The 19689-nt window shown below is 40.0% G+C and carries 17 protein-coding genes and 1 pseudogene; 7 read left to right on the top strand and 11 right to left on the bottom strand.

All coding sequences use genetic code 11. The features are described 5' to 3' along the window. Positions 1-25: 25 nt before the first annotated feature. The 5 genes from ACFFGV_RS04640 to ACFFGV_RS04620 form a co-directional block, all read right to left on the bottom strand. Positions 26-1207: a thiolase family protein gene (locus ACFFGV_RS04640; protein WP_377345405.1), complete on the bottom strand. Its 1182-nt coding sequence runs from the start codon at positions 1205-1207 to the stop codon at positions 26-28. 19 nt (positions 1208-1226) lie between these two features. Next, a complete protein-coding gene (locus ACFFGV_RS04635; RefSeq protein ID WP_377345404.1) occupies positions 1227-2000 on the bottom strand; it encodes a 3-hydroxybutyrate dehydrogenase in 774 nt (257 codons plus the stop codon). Positions 2001-2017: 17 nt separating this feature from the next. Continuing rightward, complete coding sequence (locus ACFFGV_RS04630; protein ID WP_377345403.1) at positions 2018-2692, bottom strand: 3-oxoacid CoA-transferase subunit B; 675 nt, start codon at positions 2690-2692, stop codon at positions 2018-2020. Between the two features lie 15 nt (positions 2693-2707). After that, complete coding sequence (locus tag ACFFGV_RS04625) at positions 2708-3403, bottom strand: CoA transferase subunit A (RefSeq protein ID WP_377345402.1); 696 nt, start codon at positions 3401-3403, stop codon at positions 2708-2710. A 204-nt stretch (positions 3404-3607) separates the two neighbouring features. Then, positions 3608-4969 (bottom strand): sigma-54 interaction domain-containing protein, encoded by a 1362-nt coding sequence (locus ACFFGV_RS04620; protein WP_377345401.1) that lies wholly within the window; start codon positions 4967-4969, stop codon positions 3608-3610. Positions 4970-5191: 222 nt separating this feature from the next. On the opposite strand from ACFFGV_RS04620, the gene ACFFGV_RS04615 reads away from it, so the two are divergent. The 3 genes and pseudogenes from ACFFGV_RS04615 to ACFFGV_RS04605 form a co-directional block, all read left to right on the top strand. Next, positions 5192-5812, top strand: coding sequence for a PH domain-containing protein (locus ACFFGV_RS04615; protein ID WP_377345400.1), 621 nt, complete (start codon positions 5192-5194; stop codon positions 5810-5812). A 588-nt stretch (positions 5813-6400) separates the two neighbouring features. Then, on the top strand, positions 6401-9052 hold the full coding sequence (locus ACFFGV_RS04610; protein WP_377345399.1) for a cell wall-binding repeat-containing protein: 2652 nt from the start codon (positions 6401-6403) through the stop codon (positions 9050-9052). A gap of 178 nt (positions 9053-9230) precedes the next feature. Beyond that, positions 9231-9953 (top strand): annotated as a pseudogene (locus ACFFGV_RS04605) (transposase); the annotation flags it as partial. A 225-nt stretch (positions 9954-10178) separates the two neighbouring features. On the opposite strand, the gene ACFFGV_RS04600 reads toward ACFFGV_RS04605, so the two are convergent. Further along, a complete protein-coding gene (locus ACFFGV_RS04600; RefSeq protein ID WP_377345398.1) occupies positions 10179-10838 on the bottom strand; it encodes a peroxiredoxin in 660 nt (219 codons plus the stop codon). Between the two features lie 209 nt (positions 10839-11047). On the opposite strand from ACFFGV_RS04600, the gene ACFFGV_RS04595 reads away from it, so the two are divergent. The 3 genes from ACFFGV_RS04595 to ACFFGV_RS04585 all read left to right on the top strand — a co-directional run bounded on the left by ACFFGV_RS04595 (position 11048) and on the right by ACFFGV_RS04585 (position 13698). Then, positions 11048-11989: an arginine deiminase family protein gene (locus ACFFGV_RS04595; protein ID WP_377345397.1), complete on the top strand. Its 942-nt coding sequence runs from the start codon at positions 11048-11050 to the stop codon at positions 11987-11989. A 267-nt stretch (positions 11990-12256) separates the two neighbouring features. After that, on the top strand, positions 12257-12883 hold the full coding sequence (locus ACFFGV_RS04590; protein ID WP_377345396.1) for a LysE family transporter: 627 nt from the start codon (positions 12257-12259) through the stop codon (positions 12881-12883). A 59-nt stretch (positions 12884-12942) separates the two neighbouring features. Then, on the top strand, positions 12943-13698 hold the full coding sequence (locus ACFFGV_RS04585; protein ID WP_377345395.1) for a YqcI/YcgG family protein: 756 nt from the start codon (positions 12943-12945) through the stop codon (positions 13696-13698). Positions 13699-13747: 49 nt separating this feature from the next. Here ACFFGV_RS04585 and ACFFGV_RS04580 read toward each other — a convergent pair whose 3' ends face one another. The 3 genes from ACFFGV_RS04580 to ACFFGV_RS04570 all read right to left on the bottom strand — a co-directional run bounded on the left by ACFFGV_RS04580 (position 13748) and on the right by ACFFGV_RS04570 (position 15800). After that, the gene (locus ACFFGV_RS04580) at positions 13748-13939 is read right to left on the bottom strand and encodes a hypothetical protein (protein ID WP_377345394.1); all 192 of its coding nucleotides are present in this window, start codon (positions 13937-13939) and stop codon (positions 13748-13750) included. A gap of 630 nt (positions 13940-14569) precedes the next feature. Next, entirely contained in the window at positions 14570-15211 is a 642-nt protein-coding gene (locus tag ACFFGV_RS04575) for a FusB/FusC family EF-G-binding protein (RefSeq protein ID WP_377345393.1), read from the bottom strand. A gap of 115 nt (positions 15212-15326) precedes the next feature. Continuing rightward, positions 15327-15800 carry a hypothetical protein gene (locus ACFFGV_RS04570; RefSeq protein WP_377345392.1) on the bottom strand — a complete coding sequence of 158 codons (474 nt, stop codon included), beginning with the start codon at positions 15798-15800 and terminating at the stop codon, positions 15327-15329. Positions 15801-15879: 79 nt separating this feature from the next. On the opposite strand from ACFFGV_RS04570, the gene ACFFGV_RS04565 reads away from it, so the two are divergent. Further along, entirely contained in the window at positions 15880-16665 is a 786-nt protein-coding gene (locus tag ACFFGV_RS04565; RefSeq protein WP_377345391.1) for a hypothetical protein, read from the top strand. A 100-nt stretch (positions 16666-16765) separates the two neighbouring features. On the opposite strand, the gene ACFFGV_RS04560 is transcribed toward ACFFGV_RS04565, so the two are convergent. Together ACFFGV_RS04560 and ddlA are read right to left on the bottom strand one after the other, a co-directional pair. Next, on the bottom strand, positions 16766-17962 hold the full coding sequence (locus ACFFGV_RS04560; protein WP_377345390.1) for a dicarboxylate/amino acid:cation symporter: 1197 nt from the start codon (positions 17960-17962) through the stop codon (positions 16766-16768). Positions 17963-18408: 446 nt separating this feature from the next. Beyond that, positions 18409-19509, bottom strand: coding sequence for a D-alanine--D-alanine ligase (ddlA, locus tag ACFFGV_RS04555; protein WP_377345389.1), 1101 nt, complete (start codon positions 19507-19509; stop codon positions 18409-18411). Positions 19510-19689: the final 180 nt, after the last annotated feature.

The following is a 19689-nucleotide window of genomic DNA, read 5'->3' as shown; positions in this document are numbered from 1 at the left end:
TTATACCTCCAATTATCTATTTGTTTTAGTTTTGTGCTTCTACTACCATCGCAATTCCTTGGCCACCGCCAATACATAGGGAGGCAATGCCGTATCTCTCCCCTCTTCGCTTTAATTCCTTGACGAGCGTGTACAGCACTCTTGTTCCACTTGCACCGACAGGATGTCCAAGAGCTACAGCTCCACCATTCACATTAACCTTCTCCCTGTCTAAGCCAAGCTCTTTTTCCACTGACAAATATTGAGCAGCAAATGCTTCGTTCACCTCTATTAAACTAATATCATCTAATGATAGGTTCGCTTTCGATAAAGCTCCCTTTATCGCAGGTACAGGTCCAATGCCCATAATCGATGGATCAACACCGGCCACGTGCCAAGATACGATTCTTGCTAAAGGTGTTATGTCATTAGAGGAGAGGTATGCTTCTCCTCCTAGAACAACTGCACCCGCTCCATCATTAATTCCGCTAGCATTTCCACCAGTCACGGAGCCTTCTTTCCTAAAAGCAGGCTTCAGGTTTGCTAGTTTTTCAACCGTGGTGTCTGCTCTAACATGTTCATCCATGTCCACCATCTTAGCCTGTTTCTTAGATGGTATTTCTACTGGAACAATTTCCTCTTTGAAAATACCGTTTTCCATTGCTGCTGCCGCTCGTTGATGGCTTCTTACCGCATATTCATCCTGAGCTTCCCGAGAAATATCATATTTTTCCGCCAGGTTCTCTCCGGTAATACCCATGCCAGCCCCTATGTATTCATCTGTTAAGGTAGCCCAGAGCATATCCTCCACCGGTGGAGTACCTAGCTTCGTCCCAAATCTGGTGCCTCTTAACACGTGCGGTGCCAAGCTCATACTATCCACACCGCCCGCAAGCGCTGTACGCCCTTCCCCTAACATTATCGACTGAGCTGCTGATACAACTGACTGCAATCCAGAACCACATAGCCGGTTCACCGCCAGAGCAGGACTTTGGATTGGAATTCCAGCTTCCAATGCAATATGTCTCGCTAAATAAGGAGCATTGGAGGAAGAGTGAATAACATTTCCCATAATAGAAAAATCGATATCCTCTGCTGCCATACCGCTTCGCTTTATTGCTTCTTTACTTGCTGTTGCTCCAAGCGTAGTTGGTCCAACATCCTTCAACGCTCCACCAAAACTACCAAATGGAGTTCGAGCACCTTCTACGATGTACACCTGTTCCATCGTAATCATCCTCTCTATATTATTGAGCTGTATAACCGCCATCCAATACAGCAGCTTGCCCTGTTATCCCTTTAGCTTCATCACTTGCTAGAAAAGCGGTATAATCAGCTATTTCTTTCACATCGAGTAATCTTTTCTGAGGAACTAACGGATAAATCACCTCTTCTAACACTGATTCCAGAGAAACATTACGGTTACTCGCTAGATCCTCCAATTGACCTCTTACTAGTGGGGTGTCCACATAACCAGGACACAGAGCATTTACTGTAATGCCATGTTCCGCTCCTTCTAGTGCAGCAACTTTGGTTAGACCAATAACACCATGTTTGGCACTATTGTATGCTGCTTTCCCGCTAAAACCGATAAGGCCATTAATGGAAGCCATATTTATAATACGCCCGTACCCTTGCTGCTTCATTATTGGAAATGCATGTTTCATCGCAACAAAAGGTGCGGTCAGCATGACACTCAACATGAACTCAAATTTCTCTGTTGGAAACTCTTCTATAGCAGACACATGCTGTAATCCAGCATTATTAATCAGCACATCCATGCGCCCATAGTAGCTAATCGTTTGTTGGATAGCCTTTTCGAGCTCCGCTTCCTTCGTAACATCACACGCTACAGCTATACACTCATATCCGCCCTGCTGTAACCCTTGCACCGCATCATTCAACTTCTTTTCGTTTATATCACTAAAGACTACCCTGGCTCCACGTTTAGCAAAATCCTCCCCTATCTCATATCCGATACCACTAGCTGAACCAGTTAGGAACACTACTTTGTTCTTCATTAATACACGACTCCTTTTTATAGAGAAAGCTCCTCCAATTCTGGACTCACAATAATCTCCGCTTCCGTTGAAGCAATAATTTCATCCACTGTCCATCCTTCAACTACCTCTACTAGCACTAACCCCTTTTCGGTTACATCCAATACAGCTCTATCCGTAATAATTCTGTTAACAACACCTTTACCTGTTAAAGGTAAACGGCACTCTTTTAAAATTTTTGGCTCTCCATGTTTATTGACATGATCCATTATAATGACAATTTTGCGAGCACCATGAACAATGTCCATAGCACCTCCCATACCTTTAATCATCTTACCGGGAATCATCCAGTTTGCTAGGTCACCTGCCGCTGAAACCTCCATACCGCCCAATATAGCGAGATCTAAATGGGCTCCTCTGATCATTCCAAACGATTCCGCACTATCACAATAGGAGGCGCCTGTAGATGCTGTTACCGTTTCTTTCCCTGCATTGATTAAATCCGGATCCACCTCATCTTCATAGGGGGAACGTCCTATACCGATTAGTCCATTCTCTGATTGAAGAACAACCTGCTTGTGTGGTTGGATATAATTGGCTACCATAGTCGGCATACCAATACCCAAATTAACATAGTAACCGCTTTCAATTTCTCGTTCGGCTCTTCTCGCAATAAGTTCTCTCACTGCTGCTTTCTCTAGTTTGACTGCCATAATTAACACTCCTTTTTACGCTTTTTCTGCTACTGTTAGCCGTTCAATTCGTTTCTCCTGCTTTCCTTCTATCAAGCCTTGCACATAAATACCTGGTGTATGAATATGTTCAGCATCCAATTGACCTGGTTCCACTAGCTCTTCTACCTCCGCTATGGTCACTTCACCTGCAGCCGCCATCATCGGATTGAAGTTCCTTGCCGTTTTGTTATACATTAAATTACCGTAATGGTCACCCTTTGCTGCCCGAACGAGACTAACGTCTGCTGTTAGAGCCTTTTGCAATAAATATTCTTTCCCATCAAATAGTCGTACTTCGCCACCTTCAGCTATCGGTGTTCCTACTCCTGCTGGTGTATAAAAAGCCGGTATGCCTGCTCCACCAGCTCTAATCCGCTCTGCAAGCGTCCCTTGTGGAACCAGCTCTACCTCTAATTCACCTTCAATTACCTGCCGTTCGAATTCCTTGTTTTCACCAACATAGGAACCTATCATCTTATCAATTTGCTTATTATGGAGCAGTAATCCCAATCCCCAATCATCTACACCGCAATTATTGGAGATAACCGTTAAATGCTTGGCATTAGATTCCACCAATGCTAATATCAAATTTTCAGGAATTCCTACTAGACCGAATCCACCAACCATAATTGTGGAATGATCCTCTATGTTCGCTACAGCTTCTTCAAATGATGTATATAGTGTTTTCATCTACAATCACTCCTTTCAGCTCACAAATATGCAAAAATTGTGCCAAAATTGAAAACGCCTTCATTGTGGTGCACCTCTTACTTCCACATCACTCTTTGTTCCAATTTTCCAGAAAAACATTACCTGCCACACACCAAAAACCAACAGTACTAATAAAAAAAGCCATTCCGAAAACACGGAACGACTTTCTGAATATATGGAATTTTATAAGTGGTACTTTTTCGCTTTTTCATAAAGGCTAGACTTGCCAATTCCCAATAATCGGGAAGCCTCCTTCTTATCCCCCTTGGCACGCTGCAAAGCATCTTTGATAGCCGTCCTTTCCGCCTCTTCCAGCTGAGCTTTCAAATCTACCTGTTTCAACGTATTTTCCCTTTTTTTCCAAACGGAGGATGGGATGTCTTCTAGTTGTATCCATTCATTATTCGTTAAATGTACAGCTGATTCAACTGCATTTTCAAGCTCTCTTACGTTTCCAGGCCAGCCGTACAAGGTGAACGCCTGCAATACATCTTCTTCAAATCCTGCCACCCTTTTTCCGATACGTTCAGATACCTTTTGCAGAAAAGTATGAGCTAACAGTGGAATGTCACTAGAACGTTCCCGAAGCGGCGGCACATAACATTCCATTACATTAATACGATAGTATAAATCCTCACGAAATTGTTGACTATCAATCAATGCCTCCAATGGCTGGTGAGTTGAAGCAATTACTCTTACATCTACCTTTTGAGGGTGGACCGCTCCAACAGCCTCCACCTCTCCTTCTTGCAGGACTCGTAATATTTTCACTTGTGCGCTTAACGGCATATCACCAATTTCATCTAAAAATATGGTGCCTTTGTCTGCAAGCTGAAATTTACCTGCTTTGCCACCTTTCTTCGCTCCTGTGAATGCTCCATCCTGATAGCCAAATAATTCTGATTCTAATAAATGCTCTGGTATCGCTGCACAATTTACTTTTACAAACGGCTGATTACTTCGTTCACTAAGATGATGAACACTATGGGCAAACAACTCCTTACCTGTCCCGCTTTCTCCTCTTAACAGCACAGACACATCACTTGGAGCTATTTTCTTAATCTTATCTTTTAACTTAGTCAGCTGGGAGGATTGGCTAATAATATGATGGAGAGAGTAGCTTGGACCCTGATTATTATGCTGAAATCGATACGCTTTCAGCTCAAGCAATAACTCCCTGATATGACTATTCATTTTAAGCCATTCTTCTGTATCACGGAATAATACCATACCGAAAGCACCGATTACGACCCCATCTGCAACGAGCGGAATCCGGTTAGCAATCATGTAATTACCTCTTATGTATTGCAAATCCGCCATTTCCTCTTCTCCGCTTTCCACCACTAGATGCATTCTCGTATTTTCAATTACTTTTGTTACATGGGTACCTATCGCCTCGTGCTTATTAATTTTTAGAAAGCGGCAGTAACTGTCGTTAATATAGGAAATAACACCCTTCTCATCCACTACAACAATGCAAAAGCTTCCACTTTCAAAAAAGGTTTGAAACAATTCATTTTCATAATGATCGATGGTTAACTCCACGGAACATCCCCTCCAATCCTGATAACGATTTCAATTCTTTATTGAAGTCTAACACGAATACAAGAACCGGTATAGACTACTCTAAACTACTATTTGAGACCAACGTCATAATCAGTCTGTAAATTTCTGTTACGGTCTAATGACAAAACAGCATCTCTGTGGTTCGGCGAATTTTGGCTGTGCTATAATGGGAGCGAAATGGATAAGAAAGGGATGGATACAATGTTTAAAAAAGTAGCTTCTGACGCACTAGGACTAAGTGATGTTGGTAAGGTAGTTAAACGAGAAGATTTCGACAAAGTTGATGCAGACGATTATGTTATGCATGAGGATGGAGAAACGATTTACTTCTTAATCATGTCTCAATCAGACGAATACTGCTTCACAAACAAAGCGTTAATCCACCTAGACGGCACAAGCGCTACAAGTAAAAAGCGTACCCTTCACCGTTATGATTATTATAGTCATTCGATTAGAAATGTTGCACTAGAAACAGCCGGCACAGTAGATCTGGACGTAGAAATTAAATTCACCATGGGTAATCAGCACTTTTCTATCGATGTTCATAAGAAAAACCTTGAAGAATTAAAGGATTTGTATAAAACCATGCTGAAAATTCAAGAAATCCACGACACCAATGAAGCATATATGGACTTCACCAAGCAGAGCTTGGACTACGCATCTAATGCCCTCAATCAAAACCATGCTCATGGCACTGAAATGAAACTATCGGATGAATTTAAGCAAATTAACCAGCACGCCTTTAACTGGCTAGCTGAAAGCAGGGAGAAATACACACAAAAGGACTTCGGATCTGTTTTTGAACGTTACATCCAAAATTAATAACCAAAAACAGCAATCGTAGTATTTATAAAGAGGGTGCCCCCTTCATGAAGGGGGGGCACCCTCTTATCTATCCATGTATTGAGTAGTAAGTCGTATTACCTACCTATCTACCAGGCGACAATTTGAATTGCCGTCTTTTTTCCATTCTTATCAGCTACCCCAACTCAGGCACTGATCCCCCCTCTGTTAACTCCACTAATACAGAGTCATATAAACGGGAAGGGCATATGGGGTGGACATAGCTCTCATACCCCCCATCATTACCTACCCCAAAGCTCACGTAGAAGAGTACACTCTTTTCTAATGAGTAAATCCAAACCATAGTAATTTTTTATCATCTTTTTCTGAAGCATCTATTTATATATACCTAGAATATGCCGACAATAAATACAGAGCTTATTCATTCGTGTTATTTTCGTAGAAATAAAGATTTCATCACTTAAATGTACACCCATTTACCTCAGCTATCATCCCACTTTTCGCATGCAACCCTACTACTATATAATAGAAATATTTTACCTGCTTTAGACGGAAACAACCTAATGTAAAAGAGTAGTTCAAAACCAAATAAAGGAGACACATAAGTTGTTAAGACATAACATTCTTGTTTTCATTTGTTTATTATTCCTTTCGATTAGTAACAGTGGCACTGTGTTTGGAGAGACTGAAGAAAAAACAAAGCAAGAGGTGATTTGCAGAGAGACATGTCACACCTTTTTATATACTAATTATAATAACTCCACCTTAGTGGATGGAAAGATCCAAAGCGATTTCCTACCATTTACAACACAACTTGCTGAGTCCATAGGGGGAGAAATATATAATCACTATAAAATGAATCAGGAGAATAGTAGTGTTAGCAAGGAAGGCCTATCTATTAAGGAAGCTATGGTTCCTCCTGAAACTATACTATCTATAAAAGGGAAGAGCGGGACAAAGCCTTTAACCTATATTACAGGCGGGAACAGTAAATTAAGAGAGTTAGTAAAAAAGCATTTAATGATACATGGTTTCCAGGTTAGAGAAGAGCTTGGTCTGCAACAGCAGAATGCAGATGAAGTATCCATTACACTTACAGAAGCACAAGGTCAGGCTTTCTTTAAGGAAAAAGTGAATGCTAATTCTTTTTCCTCATTATCTACAACAGCTAAAACCAAGACCTATTCTACATATTCTAAAGCAGTACAGGATGCCTTACACGAGTATCACGCTCAAAAAAATGTGTGGATTTGGAATAGCAGAGAAGTAACTGAAAATACAAGACAAACTATGGAGAAGCTTAGTATGCAGCAGGTTAACAACGTCTACTTACACTTTAATCCTGGAATAAGTAACAATCATTATGCAAGGTTTATCCAGGCAGCAAATACCGAAGGCATACATGTACATGCATTAATGGGAGACCCGCTCTGGGGATTAAAAACATATAGTGATGATGCTATAGCAAGAGTAAAGAAAGTACTTGCATATAATGATAGCGTAGCAAAGAATGCCGCCTTCATTGGCGTTCATTTTGATGTAGAACCTTATGTATTGCCTAATTGGGATGAGGATCGTCAGGATGTATTAAAGCAATGGTCCTATTCGGCGAGCAAGTACATTAATTTTGCAAAAGAGAACGGACTAATAGTTGGGAGTGCTTTACCCTTTTGGACCGATCAAGAAGCTGTTACAGATTACTATAATCATTTCTATGAGGAAATGATAGATAAACAGGACTATGTGACGTTAATGGCTTATCGAAACAGCGCATTGGGACCTAACAGTATAATCCCCTTAACTAGGAGTGAAATAGAATACGCAAATTCCCCTAAAATAGAAGTGGGACTAGAGCTAATGCCAAATGACCTTGATTATGTAAGCTTTCATAATCGCTCTACTCTTCAGCTAGAAAAAGAAATGGCAATTGTAAGAAGCTATTATGCCTCCAGTGATTTAAAAGGATTTAAAGGCATTACATTACATGATTACGATGCGTGGGAGAAAAAGCCATCCATCCCAATGAATCAAGATACAACTGCTCCGAAGCTACAGAAAGTAGAAATTAACAAAAAGAAAGTAAAGCCAGGTGAAGATGTAACCATTTCCATTCATTCACATGATGGAGAATCAGGGGTGGATTATGTCCAACTGACCATCGAGAATTCTATGAGTGATCGTAGCATAGTGAAGAAAGTAACCGACAATAAAGGAAAGTTCAATGCTCACATTACAATTAATGACAACACTGCAGCTGGCACTTGGACGTTAAGCGCAATAAAGCTTGTAGACCATGCAGGAAATATAAATGCGGCAGGCTATGACCAAGAAAATATGATTGACTATGAGGTTACAAATGGAACTTCCTTCAGCAGAATCGCTGGAGGCAATCGTTACGAAACCTCCCAAGCATTCACTCATAAAATCCCAGATCATACGTTAGATTCAATCATTCTCACTGACGGGAATAACTACCCTGATGCCTTAGCTGGCGGCGTATTAAATAACACGCTGAACGGGGTAATTATGTTAATAAACGATAAGCAAGCTATCATTCATTCTCAATTGAAGGAAGCACAAAGGCTTCTTAAACCCTCAGGAGAAATAAAGGTATTAGGAGGAGAAGGTGCGGTATCAGATAATATCTACAAACAATTCCAATCGTTACATTACCCTATCAATCGTATCGCTGGAAAAAACCGCGTCCAAACAGCAATTAATATTGCAGAGACGGTTACCACCAAACCAAACGGTATATTTTTAGTGGATGGGAATGATTTCGCCGATGCGCTAAGTATCGTACCTTATGCAACAAAGGTGCAAAAACCAATCCTGTTAAACACATCAAGCAAGGCATTAAGCCCTGAATTACAAACATATATAACGAATAATCCATCCATATCCTCCATTACAATAATTGGTGGACCTAATGCCGTCCCTTCTAATGCTGAGTCACAGCTTCACAGCCTTGGAATAGAAAACGTAGAACGAATTTCCGGCAGTAACCGAGCGTTGACCGCATTAGAGATTGCTAAATCGTACTACCCTCAAGCAACTAGTGCAGGGATAGCAAATGGGACGCGCTTTCCAGATGCCTTATCAGGAAGCAGATATGCATATGAAAACAATATGCCCCTTCTGCTAACCAAACAGGCTCATGTGCAACAGGAGGTGCTTGAGTATATCGAGCAAATACATTCCATTACTCTTTATGGAGGAGAAGGCGTTCTTGATCCCTCTTTACAAACCATATTATAACCATAATTGAATACTAGGAAGGAGAGGTTTCATAAGAACACCTCTCCTTTTTTCCTAACAACCTAAATGAATACATACGACTAAGCATGTAAATGAACCCCAGAGCATGCAATATCAATTTTATTACCGGCCCTTCCTGATTTGCACCTCACAACAAATAAAAGGCTATCCGCAATGAAGTGAGTATCTTTATCGTGAAAACAAGCCGGAGGGCTTCTTTTACCTCGACCATCGTACCACGGATTTGAAACATAATATCATTACAGATGTTCATGTCACTCCGGGAAATGTGCACGATTCGAAGCCCTACCTTCAACGGTTGGATCGACAGGTGAAACGATTTGGGTTTGAGGTAGAGGCAGTTGGTTTAGATGCGGGTTATCTGACGAACCCGATCTGTCATGGCTTGATCAAAGAAAGAGATATATTCGCTGTCATTGCTCACAGGAGGTATTAATCGAAGAAAGGCCATCTTCCAAAATGGAAGTATCAATATGATGAGGAAATGGATTATTATGTCTGTCCTCAAGGAGAAGTGCTCAGTTACAGCACGACCGACCGTGACGGGTATCGACACTATAAATCAAACCCAGAAAAATGTAAGGATTGCCCTTTACTCGTGCAGTGCACCCAGAATCAAAAACACCAAAAAACCGTTACACGTCATGTGTGGGAAGGAGCCAAAGAGCAGGTTCGGTTGAACCGTCTATCTAATGAAGGTAAGTGGATATATCGAATGAGAAAAGAGAAAGTGGAGCGTAGCTTCGCAGATTCAAAAGAACTGCATGGGCTGCGTTATTGTCGCCTGCCCGGAAAAGAAAATGTGCGCGAACAGGCGTTACGGACAGCTGCCTGTCAGAACATGAAAAAGATTGCCCTTCACCTATCAAGGGTGTGTTAGGTGAAGGAGAGTCTTTTTCGGTGAAGGGCTGGCAAATACCAGGAGACTCCTGCGGAAAAACGGGCGATCCGAGACCCCCGAGTGTGGGTTTCAAACGAGGAGGCTCGGGCGTTCGTCCGCGGAAAGCGAGTGGTATTTGCCAGCCCGCATACATGAAAAAAGCTTGTAGGAAACAAGGGGGTTTCTCTACAAGCTGAGGCTATCCGCAATGGGATAGCCTTTCTCTTAGACATCTTTTTTGGAAATATACCAATCGATATATTCAATACCCTCTTCTTGTGCACGCTTTGCCGCTGCTTCTTGTGTTTTCGGAGGAGCTACCACTGCTTTGTCTCCTTCCGTCCAGTTAGCTGGAGTAGAAACGCTGTGCTTATCTGTTGTTTGCAACGCTTTAACTAGTCGAAGAATTTCCTGCATATTTCTTCCTGTTGTTAATGGGTAATAGATGATAGAACGAATTTTTTGTTTGTCGTCAATAACAAATACGGCACGACTCGTTTCCACCTGACTTTCTCCAGGCATTATCATTCCGTATTTCATGGCTACTTGCTTATCTAAATCTGCAATTACTGGAAATTCAATTGTAGTATTAAAGTTCTCTTCAATGCTTCGAATCCAAGCAATGTGGGAGTTTACACTATCTACGCTTAGTCCAAGCAGTTCTGTATTGAGTTCTTTAAGCTCTGGATAGATTTCTTGGAAACCAACAAATTCTGTCGTACATACTGGTGTAAAGTCTGATGGATGGGAAAACAAGACTACCCATTTACCTTTATAATCCTCAAGACTAATATTTCCCTGACTTGTCGCAGCAGTAAACTGTGGTGCTTGATCATTGATGCGCGGCATTACTGTTTGGTTTTGTTGTGTTTCAGTTGATTCCATTGTTCTACCTCCTCTTAAGTTTCGAGACTCTATAGATACATTTTCCACTTACACTTTCCATTAATCATAATAATCTAAATAAATTGCTTATTCAAACAATTGGTTCAGCTGATTGGAAAAAATTTTTAGTAATTGGATGCTTTTGTATCATCTTACTAAATTGCGGGGAATCTAAATCTATACATTATTATTTTCAAAGGAGCTGATAGGTGTTGGATTCAATACACGCAAGCTGCTTTTCTGAACATGAACCATTGCATTCAGTCGTTCTTTGCCCTCCTTCCGATCTAGATGTGACGGACATGAAGATTGCTACTCAAGTACAGTGGAATGGTCCAGTTGATCAATCCAAGGCAAGAGAGTGTCATGAGAATTTAGTAGGAGCTCTTCAACAAGAAGGCGTTCGAACCATCATGTACGATGAATTTCTGTCAGACAAAGACCTGCATCTAAGTAAGCAGTTGATTAACCGTGTCTTTGTTAGAGATTTAGCATGTGTGTTTGGGGAGTCTGTTTTGCCAGGAGAAGCTGGGACCTCGATGAGAAAGCCTGAATATGTTCAATTTCATTTATTATTGTCTCATTGGCTACCAGATGCTTTTCAGATAAATGAAAATAATGATATTAAAGCCTTAGAATTTGGTGATCTTCTTATTCTGAATAAAGATGCTATTTTTATCAACGTAGGGATGAGAACAAGTATCTCGAGTCTGGAGAGGGTAAAAGAAGCCATATTCCAGGCCGGGTTTTCCGAAATTGGAATTATTGACCTGCCACGAAGCGCTAGCACTCTCCATTTAGATATGAATTGCAACGTTGCAGGCTCTGATGTTGTGGTTGCGAAGCAATTCTTAAAATACTTTCCAGTTCAAGTCATAACAGAAAGCTCCTCAAGCTTTAGTATGGTGGATGCATTTCTATTTCGACATGGATTTGATATACACTGGCTACAGTCTTATAAAACCATTCCAGATATTAACTTCCTCAACGTAAACCCTGAAACGCTTCTTGTGAGCAAGCAATGCAATAAGAATAGTTTGAAGGAGCATCCTTCTTTGCAAAAGAAGAACATTATTTCGATAGACGTAACTGAGCTCGAAAAAGGAGGAGGCGGTATTCGTTGTATGACTCTTCCATTACATCGTGGTTAAACATGTCTCACTCCCCTGATGAGAGAACTATACGCTGTCAATAAGACTTTTGCTGCTCCTAAATATTAACAGGGCTGATAAGCTATTCAAAAACCTGTTTTTTTTCTGTTTGTAAACGGTTGAGTGCAGATTAGACATTAACGTTCAATAAAAATAACTTTCTACATGCTGAAGCTCTTCTTCACACGAGAAGAGCTTTGGTGTAGTACAAGCTTCTACTGTTACATAGAATAAAAACATATATGTATTAGGAGGTGTGCTTTATTCGTGAATAGTTTTGTCAGCTACATACTGTTAGGATTATCATTGTCAGCTCCGATTGGTCCTATTAATGCAGCGCAGCTCGACAAAGGAATCAAATTTGGCTTCTTGAGTGCCTGGCTCGTTGGGATCGGTGCTATGGCTGCAGATATGTTATTCATGCTCTTTATCTATTTTGGAATTGCCCAGTTTGTTTCTATACCTATCGTCAAAGCGTTCTTATGGTTATTTGGTACATTTGTACTTATTTATACTGGGATAGAAAGCATCGTGCATGCTAAGCAATCCGTCATGGAGAATACTAGGGCGAAACAATCAGGCAAACGCTCCTTCCTTACAGGTTTTTTTATGGCTTTATCCAATCCACTTAACATCTTATTTTGGCTAGGTATATACGGGTCCATTCTGGCTAACACGATGGAAACGAATGATGGCATCACGTTGCTGGTATATAGTTCAGGAATCTTCATCGGTATTCTAGCGTGGGATGCGACTATGGCCTTTGTAGCTAGCACCTTCAGAAAGGTAGGGAATCACAACCTCCTTACTTTTATATCCATTGCAGCCGGGATAGTATTAGTTGGGTTCGGCTTATATTTCGGCTATCAGGCTGTAAAAATGCTCTTTTTCTAATAAGGACAGTCACCTAATTTTCTCCTCTGCTTATGTTAACCATGTGAGGAGGATTATAAATGACACACCTTTTATCTAAGAGCATGATCGAAGAAAACCCGTCCCAGTTTACACCTTGGCAGCACGAAGCATTTACTGCATTTAAGAACATGATCGCCGATAAGGACAATACGTATCCATGCGTTCCTGGGCGTCAGGGTTTCCTTATGGATCATTTACGCTATGGATTTATTGGAGATCCGAGAGAAGAGGCCTCCTATAAATCATGTGCTGCACTACTTAAGGAATATACAGAATGCTCACGTGACACTGGAAAATATGCCTCTATCGCCTTCTTGTTCGAAACCCCTGTTGATATGATAGAGGGTTATGATGTGGAGCAATATGAGCGTCTATTCTGGAATGTGTTGAACGGCATAAGTCGCTACGATGAAAAAGAATGGCCTGAGGATATACCAAAAGATCCCCACGACCACCAGTGGGAATTTTGTTTTCATGGTGAGCCTTATTTCGCATTTTGTGCCACCCCCGCCCATACGATTAGAAAAAGTCGGCACTTTACTCATTTTCTCATCGCTTTTCAGCCAAGATGGGTGTTTGAGGAAATAAATGATTCCACACCCTTTGGACGAAAAATGAAAAAAGCTATACGAGAACGATTATTCCAATACGATGGTATGCCTGGCCACCCTTCTTTGAAATGGTATGGACAGGAAGATAATTATGAGTGGAAGCAATATTTTTTACGAGATGATGATTCAGCTCTCTCCAAATGTCCATATACACGTTTCAAAAACTTATTGAGTCGCAAATAACCATAAAAACGGCCGACCATCATCAATGGATGGTCGGCCTTCAGCTGATTTACCGTTTATCATGAAACTTACTTATATCTAATGGGATGGTCGCATTATTACTATAATATATGGAAAGTAATTCTAGGTCACTTAGTTTATCATTATCTTCTGCATAGTGATCTTTAAAACGAATATGTTCTTCATATTCCTGCTTTTCTTTTTCAAAACGCGAATTCATTTTCATCCACTTTTCAGCCATATTCGCCCCTCCTTTCTTTCTAGCTTCCTAGACATTAGTTTATTCTATTTGTAAAAAATATACCCGCCTCACTAAGTGGAAAATCTTCCATAATTAAAACGAAAAAAATTTTAACAACATAATATTATATAAAGTGTAACCTCTTTGTGATTTCCGGCTTGTTAGAGACTTAAGTTGTTGGTAATTATTATGGAAAAGATAAAAAAAGAGAGTTTCTACCTTGTTATAGCTAAAGGGTAAGATAGGAGATACAAAAGTGGAATAACTTTTTTAGAGAAAACCCTTTACAGTTCATAGAACTATATGTATAATTATATATTTGTAAGCAACTTATTGAGTAAATAAATGCTTAAACAAGCATATTCCCATTACATTTACGGTAAAATCACATGGCAAACTGTGAAAGCTTCAGCATGCACCTTAATTATGCTGGCGCGACCTAGGAGTCGCAAGGACGGAAGAGAGGTAGGGCTTTCGTTATTTAAGGTTTTTACAATAAGCAGTGATCACTACCGCGGCAACTTATAAAAGATTTGAAGTAAAATAAATGAGAATGCAAAAAAGAGGGTGGTGCGTATCCGGTATTCGCATCACCCTTGTCCAATACATAGAGTATTATCTACCCCCCTACTACTCTCCGGTCACTATCCTCTCTACAAATGTATCCACGTTAGCAATATTTGTTATATTCCTATTACATTCATAGCTATCCATACAGATGTAATTGCCTACTGCTTTATAGTAAGCACCGCTGCTATTTTCTGTTTGGGCCGTCACTAATCCAACCTTCGTAAATTGATTACATAATGCACATACATTCTTTTGTTGGATAGAAGTAATATGAGCTTCAATCGCTCTTATTCTTCCTTTAAAAGGATATATGATATATTTCTTCTGGAGCTGATGATCATTCCATCCTAAATAAGAAATGGCTTTAAAATTAATGTAGGATAAGGCGGGGACATCCATTTTCTTGTTCGGAAACAAATTCTTCACTTCTACTTCCGTCATATATGGAAACATAACTCTATAGGGAAGCAGCGATTCTAGATACCCATAGAATTCATGCTCTTGATGAAGATCACTAAAGGAGGTAACTAAACGCTTCTGTTCTTCTGTCAATGAAGTGAAGATGGATGTAATTTTACGCTCTGCCTCATAACGGATAGCGCTCAAAATTTCCTTATCATGAACGCTTTTCACAGAGTATTGTAATATATAAATTTGTTGCTGAATGTAGTTAAAATGATGATTATGAATAAATGGTTCCAAGCACTCACTCTCCCTTGTTCATACTGACCGAAATACCTCGTTAATACACCTTATTTCTAAACGGTGTATCATATTATAACATGCACAAGGTAAACTGTATGGTCAAGGAAGGAGACTATACTTGTGATTGGCTTGTATCATGCACACCTAAATAGGATACAAAATATTTACGACAGATATCCTGAATGAGCTGCACTTCTTGATAGGTTTTACACTGAATGACAAAGAGCATTCTAATATTGATCTCTTTCTTCCTTTTTTCCATTTTGTTTTTCTCTTTCCTTCTGTCTATTATGTAGCCTATTACCCCACCTAGAATCAAGCCGAGCAAACCAATGAACACTGGTCCAATATAGAGAACAGAGCCGTATATGACACCAAGTAACATACCTATCGTTGCAAGAGCAGCAGTAGTATCAGAGAAGCTCATACCATCAGAATAATTTATGCTGTCAAGTAATACCCTGCCCCGCTCTTCGTTGTTCATTTCTACAAATACGATTCTGTCTTCTGGAAATTTATGCTCCACTATTTCTCCAATTGCCATCTCTACATATTCATTACTTTCAAAAGCAGCAAATACGTGCATAAGAACACCTCTTTTTACAAATAACACCAATAACTAGTTTATCTAAATTATGGGGAAACTAGTCATTCGAGGTGAAAAAATGGTAAAAAATATCCAGAAGGTGCAATTCTTTAAGCCAAGAAGACCAAAAATCAAAGTAGGAGCATTTGATGTTAATTATATTAAAAAGCGCAGACCGATTATTGTGGCATGGTGGTCTGCAGCGTTACCTGGTATGGGGCATATCCATCTTGGACATTACCTAAAAGGGTTATTACTAGTGAGTGGAGAGATTGTATTGAACACTCTTTCCCACTTAAATACGGCTATATTTTTTTCCATGACAGGACAATTTCAAGCAGTTCATGAGGTTGTTAACTATAACTGGCTCATCTTATATTCCTCATTCTTTGTATTTGCTATATGGGATTCATACCGTATTTGCATCGATACGAACAAGTCTTCTCTCATCGAAGAGAAGCAATCGATAAAAGAAACGGCTTTTGGGGCAATCGATACGTGGGGCATGAATACCCTGAATATAAGAAATCCTAGAATGGCTTTTGTTTGGAATGGAATTTTTCCAGGATTATATCATCTTTGTAACAATAAAATCATTAGCGGTATTACGTTACTCGGATGGATGATAACCATTAGCTACTTTACTAAATTACCACTAGTAGTCCTATTAACGATGACTGGGCAATTTACCGAAATACAGCCTCTTATTAACCCACAATGGCTGCTTTTCTTTCCATCTATTTATCTTTTCACGCTATACGATGGATATAGTCATGCTGTGTTTTATAATCGTCTCTTTGAAGAGGAACAGGCTTATCATTTCCATGAGAAATTTGGAGATAATAGGCTGCAGATGGAAAGGTAAATTCCCAGTTTATTATGTCATGGCATTGTTCAAGTAATTTGACGCAAACATTCGCCTTTCTTGAACAGAGCCTAGATAAAAAACGCCTTGCAGTCTGTAATTATGCGGAAACGTGCTCTTGCTGCTCAGCTTCTGTCTCCATTTTCTCACCAAAAATAGCATCAACTAGTACAGAGATAGCCCCGTCTCCTGTGACGTTAGTTGCTGTACCAAAGCTATCCTGAGCCAGGTAAAGAGCGATCATTAGCGTTGTCATTGTTTCGCTGAAGCCTAATATAGACTGTAACAAACCGAGAGCAGCTATAACAGCTCCGCCAGGGACACCTGGGGCGGCTATCATGGTAAGGCCAAGTGCAAGAATAAATTGAATAATCGTTGTTGGTTCCATTGCCATGCCATTGACGAACATAACAGCCATCGCACAACTGACTATTGTTATCGTGCTCCCAGACAGATGAATATTCGCACATAGAGGAACAACAAATTCAGCTACTTTATCCCGGACCTTATTTTTCTTTGTCTGGTCCAAGGTCACCGGAATAGTAGAAGTAGATGACTGAGTACCAAGAGCTGTAAAGTAAGCTGGCACCATCGTCTTCAACAAGCTAATAACATTCCGCTTTGATGCAAAAGCAGCAGCACTATATTGAAGGGTGAGCATCACTAGGTGCAATACAATAATAAGGGCAAATACTTTAATGAATGTTGCCATAATGGTAGCTACTTGACCACCATATGTCATATTGGCAAAAACACCAAAGATATGAACGGGTAATAAAGGGATGATAACGTATTGAATGACCTTCTCAATAATTGCTCTGAAATCCTCAAGGCCCCGTTGAAGCGTATCACCTTGCACAGCTGCAAGACCTAGTCCCAGAATAAAGGATAAAATAAGTGCCGTCATCACTCCCATAACAGGAGGCATATCTACTTGAAATAAAGGACTTTGTAAAAATTCTTCCGGATTTTCGAAGTTTCCATTCATACTGCCGCCTTCCAGTATTTTAGGAAACAAGTAATTGCCAGTAGCAAATGCCAATAAACCAGCAAATACAGATGAAGCATAGGCTAACGTGGTCGTTAACCCTACTAGCTTACCAGCTCCCTTACCTAACTCGCCAATTCCAGGTGCTATGAAGGCAATAATAATTAGCGGAACAATAAACGATAAGAAATTCCCTAACATTCCACTAAATGTGGCAAAAAGTTGTATCCACCACTGAGGGAGTAGTAAACCTGCTACAATTCCTAGTATGATGGCGATTATGAGCCTTGGTAGTAAACCTATTTTCATGTTTGTCCTCCTCACGTGTACGAACGTTTTTCTAATGTGGAACTAAGTATATCCCTTCCGCATTCGTTTGTTAAGTGCTTTTCTTAAATTCATAATATTCAAATTTATTATCCGGGATTCCTTTAAGCCTTTGACTGCTTGTTGGCGATAATGAAGTATCGTGCCCCTTTTGTGAAAGAATGGAAGTGGCGATGGGAGGAAGGTATGCTCTAATAAACGCTCTCTTTCCTGCAGCCCAACAAGGTAGTGCGCTCATAAATATTGATATTCGCCCATAAATTTCGAAATTCGCTCATATTTTTTGATATCCGCCCATATATTTTAAAATTCGCCCATATATTTTGATATCCGCCCATAAATGTTCAAATGGATCAACTTAGCATCGGCTAATCCACAAAAAAAGAGAACCACCGTGTTGGTGGCTCTCCTCTAGTGCTTTATCCTATTTATTCTCTTGAGCTTTTTAATGATGTATCACGCTCGTGTCGTTCTAATGCCAATTCGATTAATCTGTCAATTAGGTTAGGATACGATATACCGCTTGCTTCCCATAGCTTTGGATACATACTAATCTTAGTAAAGCCAGGAAGTGTGTTAATTTCATTCACAATGATTTCGCCATTATCTTTAAGGAAAACATCCACTCGGGACAAGCCTTCACATTCCAGTACTTGAAATGATTCGATTGCCGTCTGGCGAATTCGTGCTTCGGTGTCTTGATCTAGAGACGCAGGAATTTCTAATCTTGCGCCGCTTTCATCGATATATTTCGTTTCATATGAATAGAAGTCTCCTTGCGGGAGAATTTCCCCAGGTACCGAAGCTTCTGGTTCTGCATTTCCTAGTACAGAGCATTCTATCTCTCGCCCTTCTATTCCTTCTTCGATAATCACCTTTGTATCATACAGAAATGCTTCATCCATAGCTGTTTGAAACTCTTCTTCATTTCTAACTTTACTGACACCGACAGAAGATCCCTGGTTAGCTGGTTTTACGAAGAATGGCAGGCCGAGATCCTGCTCTACTTCAGCATATGAAATGTGTTCTTTTTGATGCTTTTTATACGTATGCCATTTCGCTACTCCAATACCAGCATCACGGAGAAGACGTTTCGTCAAGTCTTTATCCATACAAACGGCAGAACCAAGCACATTTGTGCCCACGTAAGGTATGTTAGCAATCCGCAGCATTCCTTGAATGCTACCATCTTCGCCAAGTGTGCCGTGCAGAATTGGAAAGACTACATCCAACTGATCTAAACTAGCTTTGGTACTCATGTTTAGTACTTGGTTTTGGGACTGACCTGGAACAATAGCTACGCCTTCATTGGTTTTATTCAATGAAATAAGCTTTGGATCCTCTGCATGTAATAAGTATTGAGATTCATCGTTAATGTGCCACGAGCCATCTTTGTCAATTCCTATTAGGGTAACTTCATACTTATCTTTATCAATAGCTTCTACAATATTTTTGGCTGATTGAAGTGAAACCTCATGCTCTGATGATTTACCCCCAAAAATAATACCTACTTTTTTCTTTATTGTCATAGCTTTCACCCTTTTTTAAAAAAATCTCTTATCCATTAATTAATGAACGATTGCTCCCTTTTATGTTACAGGAAATAATGTTTCATGTGGAAGTTTTTTTAATTTGACCATATGTATGCAAGAGCCCACCTATTGTAATTAGAGGGGCTAGCCATTTATTATACTTGTTTTTCATAAAAC

It is taken from the genome of Pontibacillus salicampi (assembly GCF_042434395.1).
GTDB classification, from domain to species: Bacteria; Bacillota; Bacilli; order Bacillales; family BH030062; genus Pontibacillus; species Pontibacillus salicampi.
The sequence above is the reverse complement of the archived record's forward strand: the minus strand, read 5'-3'. Positions and strand labels throughout refer to the sequence as shown.

Excerpts from the sequence above, each read along its gene's own strand:
- ACFFGV_RS04640 (WP_377345405.1), bottom strand. The coding sequence starts at position 1,207 with ATGGAACAGGTGTACATCGTAGAAGGTGCTCGAACTCCATTTGGTAGT.
- ACFFGV_RS04635 (WP_377345404.1), bottom strand. The coding sequence starts at position 2,000 with ATGAAGAACAAAGTAGTGTTCCTAACTGGTTCAGCTAGTGGTATCGGA.
- ACFFGV_RS04630 (WP_377345403.1), bottom strand. The coding sequence starts at position 2,692 with ATGGCAGTCAAACTAGAGAAAGCAGCAGTGAGAGAACTTATTGCGAGA.
- ACFFGV_RS04625 (WP_377345402.1), bottom strand. The coding sequence starts at position 3,403 with ATGAAAACACTATATACATCATTTGAAGAAGCTGTAGCGAACATAGAG.
- ACFFGV_RS04615 (WP_377345400.1), top strand. The coding sequence starts at position 5,192 with ATGTTTAAAAAAGTAGCTTCTGACGCACTAGGACTAAGTGATGTTGGT.
- ACFFGV_RS04600 (WP_377345398.1), bottom strand. The coding sequence starts at position 10,838 with ATGGAATCAACTGAAACACAACAAAACCAAACAGTAATGCCGCGCATC.
- ACFFGV_RS04585 (WP_377345395.1), top strand. The coding sequence starts at position 12,943 with ATGACACACCTTTTATCTAAGAGCATGATCGAAGAAAACCCGTCCCAG.
- ACFFGV_RS04580 (WP_377345394.1), bottom strand. The coding sequence starts at position 13,939 with ATGGCTGAAAAGTGGATGAAAATGAATTCGCGTTTTGAAAAAGAAAAG.
- ACFFGV_RS04570 (WP_377345392.1), bottom strand. The coding sequence starts at position 15,800 with ATGCACGTATTTGCTGCTTTTGAAAGTAATGAATATGTAGAGATGGCA.
- ACFFGV_RS04565 (WP_377345391.1), top strand. The coding sequence starts at position 15,880 with ATGGTAAAAAATATCCAGAAGGTGCAATTCTTTAAGCCAAGAAGACCA.
- ACFFGV_RS04560 (WP_377345390.1), bottom strand. The coding sequence starts at position 17,962 with ATGAAAATAGGTTTACTACCAAGGCTCATAATCGCCATCATACTAGGA.
- ddlA (WP_377345389.1), bottom strand. The coding sequence starts at position 19,509 with ATGACAATAAAGAAAAAAGTAGGTATTATTTTTGGGGGTAAATCATCA.